This window comes from Kineococcus aurantiacus, from assembly GCF_013409345.1.
Taxonomy (GTDB): domain Bacteria; phylum Actinomycetota; class Actinomycetes; order Actinomycetales; family Kineococcaceae; genus Kineococcus; species Kineococcus aurantiacus.
Genome location: NZ_JACCBB010000001.1, coordinates 412,565 through 425,304 on the forward strand (window position 1 = coordinate 412,565; position 12,740 = coordinate 425,304).

The 12,740-nt window shown below is 74.5% G+C and carries 15 protein-coding genes and 4 tRNA genes; 5 read left to right on the forward strand and 14 right to left on the reverse strand.

The window, feature by feature from the left end:
• Positions 1–69: 69 nt before the first annotated feature.
• Positions 70–789, forward strand: coding sequence for a dienelactone hydrolase family protein (locus tag BJ968_RS01965; RefSeq protein WP_343077756.1), 720 nt, complete (start codon positions 70–72; stop codon positions 787–789).
• On the opposite strand, the gene ruvC is transcribed toward BJ968_RS01965, so the two are convergent.
• The 14 genes from ruvC to BJ968_RS26260 all read right to left on the reverse strand — a co-directional run bounded on the left by ruvC (position 705) and on the right by BJ968_RS26260 (position 11,440).
• A complete protein-coding gene (gene ruvC, locus BJ968_RS01970) occupies positions 705–1,340 on the reverse strand; it encodes a crossover junction endodeoxyribonuclease RuvC (RefSeq protein ID WP_179748763.1) in 636 nt (211 codons plus the stop codon). The genes BJ968_RS01965 and ruvC overlap by 85 nt on opposite strands.
• Before the next feature lie 58 nt (positions 1,341–1,398).
• The gene (locus tag BJ968_RS01975) at positions 1,399–2,160 is read right to left on the reverse strand and encodes a YebC/PmpR family DNA-binding transcriptional regulator (protein ID WP_179748765.1); all 762 of its coding nucleotides are present in this window, start codon (positions 2,158–2,160) and stop codon (positions 1,399–1,401) included.
• A 68-nt stretch (positions 2,161–2,228) separates the two neighbouring features.
• Positions 2,229–2,855, reverse strand: coding sequence for a pyridoxal 5'-phosphate synthase glutaminase subunit PdxT (pdxT, locus tag BJ968_RS01980; protein WP_179748767.1), 627 nt, complete (start codon positions 2,853–2,855; stop codon positions 2,229–2,231).
• 25 nt (positions 2,856–2,880) lie between these two features.
• Positions 2,881–3,414: an NUDIX domain-containing protein gene (locus BJ968_RS01985; RefSeq protein WP_218884701.1), complete on the reverse strand. Its 534-nt coding sequence runs from the start codon at positions 3,412–3,414 to the stop codon at positions 2,881–2,883.
• Positions 3,411–4,319, reverse strand: a complete 909-nt coding sequence (gene pdxS, locus BJ968_RS01990) for a pyridoxal 5'-phosphate synthase lyase subunit PdxS (RefSeq protein ID WP_179748769.1) — start codon at positions 4,317–4,319, stop codon at positions 3,411–3,413. The genes BJ968_RS01985 and pdxS overlap by 4 nt, the downstream gene beginning before the upstream one ends.
• 48 nt (positions 4,320–4,367) lie before the next feature.
• Positions 4,368–4,913 (reverse strand): hypothetical protein, encoded by a 546-nt coding sequence (locus tag BJ968_RS01995; RefSeq protein WP_179748771.1) that lies wholly within the window; start codon positions 4,911–4,913, stop codon positions 4,368–4,370.
• Positions 4,910–6,025 carry a glycosyltransferase gene (locus tag BJ968_RS02000; protein WP_179748775.1) on the reverse strand — a complete coding sequence of 372 codons (1,116 nt, stop codon included), beginning with the start codon at positions 6,023–6,025 and terminating at the stop codon, positions 4,910–4,912. The genes BJ968_RS01995 and BJ968_RS02000 overlap by 4 nt, the downstream gene beginning before the upstream one ends.
• A gap of 2 nt (positions 6,026–6,027) precedes the next feature.
• The gene (locus tag BJ968_RS02005; protein WP_179748778.1) at positions 6,028–6,960 is read right to left on the reverse strand and encodes a phosphatidylinositol mannoside acyltransferase; all 933 of its coding nucleotides are present in this window, start codon (positions 6,958–6,960) and stop codon (positions 6,028–6,030) included.
• Complete coding sequence (gene pgsA, locus BJ968_RS02010) at positions 6,957–7,580, reverse strand: phosphatidylinositol phosphate synthase (RefSeq protein ID WP_179748780.1); 624 nt, start codon at positions 7,578–7,580, stop codon at positions 6,957–6,959. Before pgsA ends, BJ968_RS02005 begins: the two co-directional genes overlap by 4 nt.
• 18 nt (positions 7,581–7,598) lie before the next feature.
• Positions 7,599–8,162 carry an HIT family protein gene (locus BJ968_RS02015; RefSeq protein WP_179748782.1) on the reverse strand — a complete coding sequence of 188 codons (564 nt, stop codon included), beginning with the start codon at positions 8,160–8,162 and terminating at the stop codon, positions 7,599–7,601.
• A complete protein-coding gene (gene thrS, locus BJ968_RS02020; RefSeq protein ID WP_179748784.1) occupies positions 8,162–10,132 on the reverse strand; it encodes a threonine--tRNA ligase in 1,971 nt (656 codons plus the stop codon). The genes BJ968_RS02015 and thrS overlap by 1 nt, the downstream gene beginning before the upstream one ends.
• Before the next feature lie 47 nt (positions 10,133–10,179).
• The gene (locus tag BJ968_RS02025; RefSeq protein ID WP_179748786.1) at positions 10,180–10,737 is read right to left on the reverse strand and encodes an MOSC N-terminal beta barrel domain-containing protein; all 558 of its coding nucleotides are present in this window, start codon (positions 10,735–10,737) and stop codon (positions 10,180–10,182) included.
• Between the two features lie 17 nt (positions 10,738–10,754).
• A tRNA-Val gene (locus tag BJ968_RS02030) sits at positions 10,755–10,826 on the reverse strand.
• 89 nt (positions 10,827–10,915) lie between these two features.
• Entirely contained in the window at positions 10,916–11,440 is a 525-nt protein-coding gene (locus BJ968_RS26260; protein WP_179748788.1) for a TIGR02611 family protein, read from the reverse strand.
• A 274-nt stretch (positions 11,441–11,714) separates the two neighbouring features.
• On the opposite strand from BJ968_RS26260, the gene BJ968_RS02040 reads away from it, so the two are divergent.
• From BJ968_RS02040 to BJ968_RS02055, 4 genes are all read left to right on the forward strand, one after another.
• Complete coding sequence (locus BJ968_RS02040; RefSeq protein WP_343077758.1) at positions 11,715–12,143, forward strand: SsgA family sporulation/cell division regulator; 429 nt, start codon at positions 11,715–11,717, stop codon at positions 12,141–12,143.
• Between the two features lie 190 nt (positions 12,144–12,333).
• Positions 12,334–12,406: transfer RNA gene (locus BJ968_RS02045), tRNA-Gly, on the forward strand.
• Between the two features lie 32 nt (positions 12,407–12,438).
• Positions 12,439–12,512, forward strand: a tRNA-Cys gene (locus BJ968_RS02050).
• Between the two features lie 35 nt (positions 12,513–12,547).
• Positions 12,548–12,622, forward strand: a tRNA-Val gene (locus tag BJ968_RS02055).
• Positions 12,623–12,740: the final 118 nt, after the last annotated feature.

Genomic DNA, 12,740 nt, shown 5'->3' on the forward strand with positions numbered 1-12,740 from the left:
GAGGCTAGACGCCCCCGCCGACACGACCCCTCAGGCGCGCCGTCGGCGACGTGGGGGCAGAGTGCTGCCGTGAGCCACGCAGACACCGAGAACCCCCGCCAGAACGTCACCTTCGACAGCGCCACCGAGTCCGGGCACGCGCACGGCTACCTGCGCGTCCCCGAGTCCGGCAGCGGCCCGGGGGTCATCGTCATCCAGGAGTGGTGGGGCCTGACCGACCACGTCGTCGACGTCGTCGACCGGTTCGCCGCCGAGGGCTTCGTGGCCCTGGCCCCCGACCTGTACGGCGGGCGCACGACCCACGACGCGGCCGAGGCGAAGGAGCTCCTCGTGAGCCTGCCCGTCGACCGCGCGGCCCACGACCTCGCCGGGGCCGTGACCTACCTGCTCCAGCGCCCCGAGGTCACCTCGGCCACCGTGGGCGCCGTCGGCTTCTGCATGGGCGGCGCGTTCGTGCTGCGGCTGGCCGCCCAGCAGGGGGACCGGATCGGGGCGGCGGTGCCCTGGTACGGCCTGCCCGCGCTGGACACCGACTACTCCGGCGTCCGGGCGGCGGTGCTGGGCCACTACGGCGAGCAGGACGGCTCCGTCCCGCTCGACGACGTGCGCGCGACGGCCGAGCGGATCCGGGAGCAGGCGGGCGTGGAGGTCACCCTGCACGAGTACCCCGCCCCGCACGCCTTCTACAACGACGAGCGGCCCAGCTACCGCCGGGAGTCGGCCGAGCTGGCCTGGGAGCGCACGACGGCGTTCCTGCGCGAGCGGTTGACCCCCGCCGACCGGGCCTGAGCCTCGGCCTCGGCGTAGGCGTTGCGCCGGCCCGTCACGAGCGCGGAGTGCGCGGCGGCCTCCAGCCGGGAGGTCGCCCCGCCCCGCCACAGGTGGCACAGGGCCAGGGCCAGGGCGTCGGCGGCGTCGGCGGGCCGGGGCGGGGTGTCCAGCCCGAGGATGCGGGTGACCATGGCGGTCACCTGCTCCTTGCCGGCCCGGCCGTCGCCGGTGACGGCGGCCTTGACCTCGCTGGGGGTGTGCATGGCCACGGGCAGCCCGCGCCGGGCCGCGGCGACGAGCACGAGCCCCGCGGCCTGCGCAGTGCCCATGACCGAGCGGACGTTGGCCTGGGCGAAGACCCGCTCGACGGCGACGACGTCGGGCCGGTGCTCGTCCAGCCACGTCTCCAGGCCCTCGCTGATGGCCAGCAGCCGCGCCTCGACGGGGTCCTCGGCCGGGGTGCGCACGACCCCGACCCCCACCATCAGGGCCCGGCGGCCGGTGCGGACGGCGTCGACCACCCCGATCCCGCACCGGGTCAGCCCTGGGTCGACCGCTAGGACGCGCACAGCCCCCACGATCGCACGGAGCGGTCGCGGGGGCTGCCGGGTGTCGTGCCGCGGGGTGTCAGGCGTCCTCGAGGGCCGCGAGCACGTCGTCGGACACGTCGTAGTTGGCGTAGACGTTCTGGACGTCGTCGCAGTCGTCGAGGGCGTCGATGAGCTTGAACACCTTCGCCGCGCCCTCGGCGTCCAGCGGCACCTGGACGCTGGGCAGGAAGCTGTTGTCGGCCGAGTCGTACTCGATGCCGGCCTCCTTGAGGGCGTCGCGGACCGCGGCGAGGTCGGTGGCCTCGCTGACGACCTCGAAGGTGTCGCCCTGGTCGGTGACCTCCTCGGCGCCGGCCTCCAGCACGGCGGCCAGGACGTCGTCCTCGGTGAGGGAGGTGCCCTCCTTGCCGACGACGACGACACCCTTGCGGGAGAACATGTAGGCGACCGAGCCCGGGTCGGCGAGCGAGCCGCCGTTGCGCGTCATCGCGGTGCGGACCTCCATGGCGGCCCGGTTCTTGTTGTCGGTCAGGCACTCCACGAGCAGCGCCACGCCGTTGGGGCCGTAGCCCTCGTACGTGATGGTCTGCCAGTCGGCGCCCCCGGCCTCCGCGCCGGAGCCGCGCTTGACGGCGCGGTCGATGTTGTCGGCCGGCACCGAGGTCTTCTTCGCCTTCTGGATGGCGTCGTAGAGCGTCGGGTTGCCGGCGGGGTCGCCGCCGCCCGTGCGGGCCGCGACCTCGATGTTCTTGATGAGCCGAGCGAAGCTCTTCGCGCGCTTGGCGTCGACGACGGCCTTCTTGTGCTTGGTCGTCGCCCACTTGGAGTGGCCGGACATGTGCTTCCCTCCGCCTGGCTGGAACTGCTCGCTGGTGGTGCTTCACCGCCGAGAAACCGGTGTGCGGGTCAGAGGCGCTGCCGCACCATCGCCACGAAGTGGCGGTGCACCCGGTCGTCCCCGGTGATCTCCGGGTGGAACGACGTGGCCAGCAGAGCGCCCTGCCGCACGGCCACGATCCTACCCGCGGCCCGCCCACCCGCCGCGTCCGCGCTCAGCCGGCCGACCACCTCCACCTCGGGCCCGGCCTCCTCGACCCACGGGGCCCGGATGAACACCGCGTCCACGTCGGGGCCGCCGTCGGTGATCCCGGCCAGCGGCAGGTCCTCCTCCCAGGAGTCGACCTGGCGACCGAAGGCGTTGCGCCGCACCGTGATGTCGAGCCCGCCGAGGGTCTGCTGGTCCTTGCCGCCGTCGAGCAGCCGGTCGGCCAGCAGGATCATGCCCGCGCACGAGCCGTAGACGGGCAGCCCCTGCGCGATGCGCTCGCGCAGCGGCTCGCGCAGCTCGAAGACCCGCAGCAGCCGGTCGATGGTGGTGGACTCCCCACCGGGCAGCACCAGCCCGTCGACCTCCGCCAGCTCGGCGGGCCGGCGCACGGTCGTCGCGCGCGCCCCGCCGGCCTCGAGGGCGGCGACGTGCTCGCGGACGTCGCCCTGCAGGGCGAGGACACCGACGGTGGGGGTGCTGGACACCGGGGCAGCGTAGGGGCAGCCGCGCTCAGTCCACGACGAGGGGCTCACCCGTCCACGCGGCGGGCAGCGCGGCCACCAGGCGCGGCAGGTCCACGGGGTAGAACGCGACGCCCGAGGCGCCCAGCTCGGCCGGGTCCCACCAGCGCACCTGCGTCACCGACGCCCGCTCCAGGTCGGTCCACCCCGCCCGGTCCGCCTCGAAGCCCTCGGCCACCCGGTGCACGAAGAACTCCTCGTGCTGGCGGCAGCGGGCGCCGAGGAAGGCGAACTCCGCCGTCCGCGACCACACCGGGCCGTCGAGCACGGCGGGGTCGACGGCCAGCCCGGTCTCCTCGCGCAGCTCCCGGGCCGCCGCCGCGCGCGCGGACTCCCCCGGCTCCCGGCCGCCGCCGACGGTGAACCACCAGTCGGTCCCCGGCGTCGCCGGGTCGCTGCCGCGCAGCAGCAGGACGCGCCCGGCGCCGTCGAGGACGACGACGCGGGACGCGCTGCGCGTGCGGACCCCGTCGGGGCCGTGACCCCACTCGGGTCCCAGCCGGTCGGCCAGGGGGTCGCTCACCAGCCGCGGGTGGCCAGCCGGTGCGGCTCGGGGATCGCCTCGACGTTCAGGCCGACCATGGCCTCGCCCAGTCCGCGGGAGACCTTGGCCACCGTGTCGGGGTCGTCGAAGAACGTGGTGGCCTTGACGATGGCCTCGGCCCGCTGGACGGGGTTGCCGGACTTGAAGATGCCCGAGCCCACGAACACGCCCTGGGCGCCCATCTGCATCATCATCGCCGCGTCGGCCGGGGTCGCGATCCCGCCGGCGGTGAACAGCACCACGGGCAGCTCGCCGGTCTCGGCGACCTCCTTGACGAGGTCGTACGGCGCGCCCATCTCCTTGGCCGCGACGTACACCTCGTCGGGGTGCATCGAGCGCAGGCGGTTGATCTCCGAGCGCAGGGTCCGCATGTGCGTGACGGCGTTGGAGACGTCGCCGGTGCCGGCCTCGCCCTTGGAGCGGATCATGGCCGCGCCCTCGGTGATGCGGCGCAGCGCCTCCCCGAGGTTGGTGGCCCCGCAGACGAAGGGGACGGTGAAGGAGTGCTTGTCGATGTGGTGGGTGTAGTCGGCCGGGGTGAGGACCTCGGACTCGTCGATGTAGTCGACGCCGAGGGACTGCAGCACCTGCGCCTCGACGAAGTGGCCGATGCGGGCCTTGGCCATCACCGGGATCGAGACGGCGTCGATGATCTGCTCGATCATGTCCGGGTCCGACATGCGCGAGACCCCGCCCTCGGCGCGGATGTCGGCCGGGACCCGTTCGAGGGCCATCACCGCGACGGCACCGGCGTCGGCGGCGATCTTCGCCTGCTCGGCGGTGACGACGTCCATGATGACGCCCCCCTTGAGCATCTCGGCCATCCCGCGCTTGACGCGGCTGGTCCCGACGACGGGGCCGGTGCTGGGGGTCTGGGTGCTCACTGCGGCGTGCCTCGCGATCGTTCGGACGGAGTTCAGGCGGGCGTCATCCTACGGCCCCTCCTCGGGGCGCGGGTCGTCGAGGAAGTCCGCGGTTTCCGGCACCCGGGCCCGCCCGGCCAGCCGCGCCCAGCGCACGATCCGCTTGCCCCGCAACCGGCGCGTCTGCACGACGGCGTCGTTGTGGAACCGCCGCGCCAGCTGCGCGCGGCGGGCCGCGTCGGCCACCCGCGCCAGCCCCTCGCCGTCGGACTCGGGCAGCGCGGCCGCCAGCGCGCGCGTCAGGTCGCTCTCCACGCGCCAGCGGTGCGCGTCGTCGGCGTCGCTGGCGTCGCGCAGGGCCGCGGGGGTGCGGGGGGCGTCGAGGCTGGCCGTCGCGGCGTCGGTCAGCAGCAGCGCCGAGGCCGGGTCGAGCCGGCCGGAGGTGGCGTACTCCAGCGCCGCCGAGGCGCGCCGGGTGAGCTCGGCGTCCAGCGCGGCGCGGCTGGTCTCCACGCGCCGGTGCAGGCGGTCGACGCGCTGCGCCGTGGCCGACAGGTACCCGGCCAGGGCCGCCAGGACCAGCAGGCCGGCGAGGGTCCAGACGAGGGCCGTCACGGGGCCAGGACCGTCTCGTAGACGGTGAGGACGTCGGCGGCGACGACGGACCAGTCGTAGCGGGCGGCGGCGGCCTGCCCGGCCGCCGCGAGCGCCCGGCGCCGGGTCGGGTCGGCCAGCAGCGCCAGGACCTCGTCGGCGGCCGCCCGCGCGTCCCCGACGGGGAACAGGGCGCCGTGCGCGCCGTCGCCCAGGACCCGCCGGAACGCGCCGAGGTCGGCGGCCACGACCGCGGCGCCGGCGGCCATGGCCTCGACCAGGACGATGCCGAAGCTCTCCCCGCCGGTGTGCGGGGCGAGGTAGACGTCGGCGCTGGCCAGCAGCGACTCCTTGGCGCGGTCGTCGACGGCGCCGAGGAACTCCACCGACCCCTCGTCGGCCAGCAGGGCGCGGGCGGCGTCGACGTCACCGCGGCCGGCGACGAGGAAGCGGGCGCCGGGTACCGCGGCCCGCACGAGCGGGACGACCTCGCACAGCAGCGGCAGGCCCTTGCGGGGCTCGTCGAGCCGGCCGACGAAGGCGATGACGGGGGCGTGCGGGGTGCCGGTCCACTCGGGCCGTCGCGGCGCCTGCGCGAAGGCGCGGGTGAAGACCCCGTTGGGGATGACGACGGCGTCGCCGCCGACGTGCTCGACGACGGTGCGCCGGGCGTCCTCGCTGACGGCGATGCGCGCGGAGATCTTCTCCAGGCTCGGCCGCAGCAGGGGGAAGGCGGCCTGCATGGCTCGCGAGCGCAGGTTGGCGGTGTGGAAGGTCGCCACGAGGGGTCCGCACAGCTCGGGCGAGGCGGCCCACAGCGCCAGCAGCGAGGTGCTCGGCGACAGGGGTTCGTGGACGTGCAGGACGTCGAAGCCGCCCTCGGCCAGCCACCGCCGCACCCTGGCGGCGGTCACGGGGCCGAAGGACAACCGCGCGACCGACCCGTTGTAGGGGACCGCGACGACGCTGCCGCCGGGGTCGGCGAACGGCGGCAGGGTGGACTCGTCGTCGGCGGGGGCCAGGACGCGGACGTGGTGGCCCAGGCCGAGCAGGTGCTCGGCGAGGTCGCGGACGTGGAACTGCACCCCTCCGGGCACGTCGAAGGAGTACGGGCAGACGATGCCGATCCGCACCCCTACCCCCGCGCTCGCAGGGGCAGGTCGGCGGTGGACAGCGGCTGCAGGACGTGCCACTCCTCGGGGTGGGCGCGCACGGCCGCGGCGAGCCCGTCGGCGCAGGCCTGGGTGAGCTCCGCGGTGGCGCGCCGCCGGTGCTCGCGGGCGCTCTCGCCCTCCCGGCGCGCCGGGACGGGCACCTGCGGGCGCACGGTCAGGACGAGCACGCGGGTGCCGTCGCGGACCTCGTGGTGCAGGCCGATGGGGAACAGCGGCGCTCCCGTGGCGATCGCCAGCGCCGCCGGCCCGGCGGCCATCCGGACGCGCTCGCCGAGGAAGTCCACCTCGACGCCGGTGGCCGACAGGTCCCGGTCGGCCAGCAGCGGCACGAAGGCGCCCCCGCGCAGGCGCCGCAGCAGGGTGGGGAAGGTGGCGGGGTCCCCCAGCGGCAGGACCTCCATGCCCAGGGAGCGGCGGAAGGCCAGGAACTCCTCGTAGACCGTCTCGGGCCGCAGCCGCTCGGCCACGGTGACGATGGGCGTCAGCGCCAGCGAGGACCACGCCCCGGCGTGGTCCCAGTTCCCGAGGTGGCCGAGGAAGGCGATGGCGCCGCGGCCGGAGGCCAGGGCGGCGCGCAGGTCCTCGCCGTCGTCGAGGTGGACGGTGCCCACGAGGCGCGCGCGGGGCCACGACGGCAGCCGGAAGACGTCGAGCCAGTACCGGGCGTAGCTGCGCAGCCCCGCGCGCACGAGGACCTCGAGCTCGGCCTCGCCGGCTCCGGGCCGGGCCAGGGACAGGTTGCGCCGCAGCTGGTCCACGCGGGGCCCGCCACGGGCGGCGACGCGGTCGGCGATCCGCTCGGTGGCCGCGACGGCCACCGGTTCGGGCACGGCGCGGGTCAACCGCCAGCCGAGCCGGAAGGCGGCGGTGACGAGCGCGTCGCGCCGGCTCACGCGTCGGGCGCGGGCGCCGGCAGCGCCTGGCGGTGGACGGTGCCCATGCGCTGGGCGACGGTGACGAGGCTGGCCACGGCGAGCAGGCCGAGGACGACCTGCAGGAAGACCAGGGGCACGCCCAGTCCGACGAACCCGGCCCCGACGAGCACGGCGACGAGGCGCTCACCGCGTTCGGCGATGCCGACGTTCGCGGTGTAGCCGAGCCCCTCGGCCCGGGCCTTGACGTAGGAGACGGTGCTGCCCAGCGCCAGGCAGGCCAGCGCCAGGCCCGCGGTGAGGTCCGAGCCGCCGTCGCGGGCGAACCAGACGGCCAGCCCCCCGAACAGGGCCGCGTCGGCGAACCGGTCCAGGCAGGAGTCGAGGTAGGCGCCCCAGTTGCCCGAACGGCCCCGCAGCCGGGCCATCGTCCCGTCGACGGTGTCCGACAGGACGAAGACCGTGGCCCCGAGCGATCCCCAGAAGAGGTGCCCGGTGGGGTACAGCACGAGCGCGCAGGCGACGACCCCGACGGTCCCGGCGATCGTGACCATGTCGGGGGTCACGCCCAGCCGCAGCAGGAAGCGCGCGAGGGGGGTGAAGATCCTCGTGGCGAAGGCGCGTGCGTACTTGTTGAGCATCGTGTCGAAGGGTAGGGGTCAGGCGATCGGGTCGGTGACCCACGCGGCGGCGAGTCGCGCCCGGGTGTCCTCGAGCAGTTCGGGCACCGCCTTGGTCCGGCCCACGACCGGCAGGAAGTTCGCGTCGCCCTGCCAGCGGGGCACGACGTGCTGGTGCAGGTGGGCGGCGATGCCGGCCCCGGCGACGTCGCCCTGGTTGATCCCGAGGTTGAACCCGGCCGGGTTCGAGGCCGCCTTGAGCGTGAGCACGGCCGAGCGCGTGAACGCCGTGAACTCGGCGAGCTCGGCGGCGTCGAGGTCGACGTAGGCCGAGACGTGCCGGTAGGGGCACACCATGAGGTGCCCGGGGTTGTACGGGAAGAGGTTGAGGACGGCGTAGACGTGCTCGCCGCGGCGCACGACGAGCCCGTCGGCGTCGGAGCGCTGCGGGGCCCGGCAGAACGGGCAGCTGCCCGGTTCGGGGTCGGCCGGTTTGTGCTCGCCGGAGATGTAGGCCATCCGGTGCGGCGTCCACAGCCGGCCGAACCCGTCGGGCTCGCCCGCGAAGGCCTCCGCGGGCTCCACCCCGGGCCCCTCGGTCATCAGACCTGCACCCGGTCGCGCACGGCCGCGGCGATGCGCTCGACGGCGTCGGCGACGGGCACCCCGTTCTCCTGCGAGCCGTCGCGGAAGCGGAACGACACCGCGCCGTTCTCGACGTCCTCGGCCCCGGCGATGAGCAGGAAGGGGATCTTCTGCTTGGTCCAGGTGCGGATCTTCTTCGGCATCCGGTCGTCGGTGTCGTCGACCTCGACGCGCACGCCGGCCGCCCGGAGCTTGTCCGCGACCTCCAGCAGGTGCGGCACGTGCGCGTCGGCGACGGGGATGCCGACGACCTGGACCGGCGCCAGCCACGGGGGGAAGGCCCCGGCGTAGTGCTCGACGAGGACGCCGAAGAACCGCTCGAGGGAACCGAACTTGGCCGAGTGGATCATCACCGGCTGCTGCTTGGTGCCGTCGGGCGCGGTGTACTCCAGCTCGAACCGCTTCGGCTGGTTGAAGTCGTACTGGATGGTCGACATCTGCCAGGTGCGGCCGATGGCGTCCTTGGCCTGCACGGAGATCTTCGGGCCGTAGAACGCGGCCCCGCCGGGGTCGGCGACCAGGTCCAGCCCCGTCTCGCGGGCGGCGGTCTCCAGGACGGCGGTGGCCTTCTCCCACTCCTCGTCGGAGCCGATGAACTTGTCCGAGTCCCCGCGGGTGGACAGCTCCAGGTAGTAGTCGTCGAGGCCGAAGTCGCGCAGCAGGCCGAGGACGAAGTCCAGCAGGTGCTTGATCTCGCCGGGCGCCTGCTCGGGGGTCACGTAGCTGTGCGAGTCGTCCTGGGTGAGCCCGCGCACGCGGGTCAGGCCGTGCACGACGCCGGACTTCTCGTACCGGTACACCGACCCGAACTCGAAGAACCGCAGCGGCAGCTCGCGGTAGGACCGCCCGCGGGAGCGGAAGATCAGGTTGTGCATCGGGCAGTTCATGGCCTTGAGGTAGTACGTCGAGTTCTCCAGCTCCATGCCGGGGAACATCGTGTCCTCGTAGTACGGCAGGTGCCCGGAGGTCTCGAAGAGGCCGCCCTTGGAGATGTGCGGGGTGCCGACGTAGGAGAAGCCCTCCTCGATGTGCCGGCGGCGGACGTAGTCCTCCATCTCGCGCTTGACCACCCCGCCCTTGGGGTGGAAGACCACGAGGCCGGAGCCGATCTCGTCGGGGAAGGAGAACAGGTCCAGCTCGGCGCCCAGCTTGCGGTGGTCGCGGCGCTCGGCCTCGGCGACGCGCTCCTGGTAGGCCTTCAGCTCGTCCTTGGAGGGCCAGGCGGTGCCGTAGATGCGCTGCAGCTGCGGGTTCTTCTCGCTGCCGCGCCAGTAGGCGGCGGCGCTGCGCAGCAGGCTGAAGCCGTTGCCGACCAGGCGGGTGGTGGGGACGTGGGGCCCGCGGCACAGGTCGCTGAAGGCGACGGTGTCGTCGCGCCGGACGTTGTCGTAGATCGACAGCCCGCCCTCGCCGACCTCGGCGGAGGCGCCCTCGGCGGCCTCGCCCGCGCTCGACTTCAGCCCGATGAGCTCCAGCTTGTACGGCTCACCGGCCATGGCGGCGCGCGCCTCGTCGTCGGAGACCTCGCGGCGCACGAAGCGCTGCCCCTCCTTGACGATGCGCTGCATCGTCTTCTCGACGGTCTTGAGGTCCTCGGGGGTGAAGGGGCGTTCGACGTCGAAGTCGAAGTAGAAGCCGTCGCGGATCGGCGGGCCGATGCCGAGCTTGGCCTCGGGGAAGTGCTGCTGGACGGCCTGGGCCATGACGTGCGCGGTGGAGTGCCGCAGGACCGCCAGGCCCTCCTCGGAGGAGACCAGGACGCCTTCGACGACGTCCCCGTCGGCCAGGACGTGCGAGAGGTCGCGCAGCTCGCCGCCGACGCGGGCGACGACGACGTCGCGGTCGTCGGTGAACAGTTCGCCCGCCGTCGTGCCGGCGGCGACCTGCAGCGGCTCGCCGGAACGGGTGATGGACAGCTGCGCGGGCACCGCGGGCCTCCGGGGGTCGGACTCGGGGGTGGACTGACCCGGCGACTCTATCCGTGCGTGCCCGGCACCAGTTCCGCGACGTCCCCGACGTGCACGGTCCCGGGCGTGCGGACCCGCGCGAAGACCCCCGCGCAGTGCCGGGGCACGCCCACGACCTCCAGCTCGACGGGCCCGACGCGGCAGGTCGCCCCGACCCAGTCCGCGACGTCGGGCTCGTCCTGGAGCTCGACGACGAGGTTGGCGCGGGAGGTGTCCCCGGCGCCGGGGGCCAGCCGCTGGCGCAGGGACACGAGGTGGACGGCCTCGACCTGCCGCGCCCCCCCGGCCACGGGGGCCAGGTGGGCCCCGGGCACCCCCAGGAACCGGTCCAGGGGGACCCCGCCGGGCACCTGCAGCCGCGGGGAGTGGGCGGGGCCGGTGAGGCGCAGGCCGGACAGGGCCGGGTGGTGCTTGGCCCGCAGGACGGTCCCCGCCGCGTCGACCACGGCGTGGGCGCGGTCACCGGTGAGCCCGTCGGGGCCGATGGTGGTGGAGGTGGGCGAGAGGCCCCCGGTGGACTTCACGGGGAAGACGCCGATCTCGCGCAGGGTTCCGGTGACGGACACCCCGTGATTGTGCTGGGTGGGCGATACTGGGTTCGAACCAGTGACCCCTTCGGTGTGAACGAAGTGCTCTACCACTGAGCTAATCGCCCGGTCGTCGCGCTGAACGCGACCGGCCTGAGAACCATACCGGACTCCGGCCCCTGCTCACGACCACCGCCCGGCGCACCCCGGCCAGGCCCTACAGGCCCGGCAGCCACTGCAGCTGCGCCGTGACGACCTGCGGCGTCCACCCCGGCAGCCCCTGCCAGGCCAGGTACCCCCACAGGGCGCCGGTCGCGACGGCGGCCGTCCCGCCCGCCAGCGCCGCGCGCGTCACGAGCGAGCGCGCGGCCAGCCAGCGCCCCCACCGGTGCACCGCGCGCTCACCCCAGCGCTTGAGCCGCGCGGCCGTGGCGAACTCGGTGGCCAGCACGGCCAGGCCGCCGAAGACGACCAGCCAGCCGGGCCCGGGCAGCGGCACGAGGGCCAGCCCGAGCACGACGACGAAGGACCCGACGGCCCCCACGACGGCCCGGTAGACGCGGTTGCGGTGCGGGTCGGCCCGCACGCGCTCCCGCCAGGCGTGCAGCCGGACCCGCAGGCGCCGCACGCGGTGCTGGTGGGCGCTGGGCGCGGGACCGGCCGCGACCTGCCCCGGCACCGGCCGGGGGGACGGCGGCGGGTCCGGGACCGCAGGGGGGCGCTCGTCGCGGGTGTGCTGCACGGGGGGTCCAACGCGCGAGGGCGCCCGGACGCTCCCGGGCGGGTGTGCAGGTCCTGCGACGGTCCTGCGCGACCGTCCGGTACGACGCGCGCGCAGCTCCGCGCGGGGAGACTCTTGAAGGGGAAGCAGCACGGTCCCGAACAGCAGGGGAACCGGCGGCGACCCCCCGACGTCGCAGTTGCGTCGTTCGGGTGTTTCAGACGGCGCTTTGGTGGGAAACTCGTCAGCACGGTCGCTGTAGCCCGTCAGCGGCCACGAGCACACGGAGGTCGACGTGCCTGCACTGCCGCATCGCAAGACCGAGGTCGACGTCGACGTGTCGTTGCGGCTCCGGACCACCAGCGGTCCGGGACTCCCCGTCCCCGCCAGCCTGCACTACGGGGCTGACGACCCGTACGCCATCCACGCGGTCTTCCGCGGTGGCGACGCCGACGTGGAGTGGGTCTTCGCCCGGGACCTGTTGAGGGAGGGGCTGTCCGCACCCGCCGGCACCGGTGACGTGCAGGTGCGGCCGTGCCCCGACTCCCCCGACGGGCGCCCGCGCGTCCTGCTGCGCCTGTCCTCCCCGGACGGCAACGCGGAGCTGGAGGCCGACGAGGCCGACGTCCGGCGCTTCCTGCGCCGGGCCGACGCGCTCGTGCCGCCGGGGCGGGAGACCCGCCACCTGGACCTGGACGAGCTCATCGCCCGCCTGGTGTCCTGACGCGACGACGAGACGACAGCACCACCCGAGCCCGCCCCGGCACCGCTGCCGGGGCGGGCTCGGCACGTCCGGGACCGCACGGCTGCGCCGCCGCCGTGCGCCGGAGGGGATTTGGCCTCACGGCGGACGTCGGCTAGTGTTTTCAACGCCGAGGGGAACCGGCCGGTGACGGCAGGTGAACCGACAGCACGCGGACGTAGCGCAGTTGGTAGCGCATAACCTTGCCAAGGTTAGGGTCGCCGGTTCGAGTCCGGTCGTCCGCTCGGGGGTTCGGCTTGCCGGGCACGAGCTTCACGGTGGAGTGGCCGAGAGGTTAGGCAGCGGCCTGCAAAGCCGTCCACACGGGTTCGAATCCCGTCTCCACCTCCACTCGCTCCTGGGTCGCTCCCAGGACGGGCAGCAGAGGGCGATTGGCGCAGCGGTAGCGCGCTTCCCTGACACGGAAGAGGTCACTGGTTCGATCCCAGTATCGCCCACCACCGGCGAGGGGCCGGGTCCGGCAACGGACCCGGCCCCTTCGTCGTCCCCCCACCCGGTCACCGCACCACCCGTCAGCGCGTCGTGACCCAGCGCAACCCCTCTCGTCCGGACGGTCGG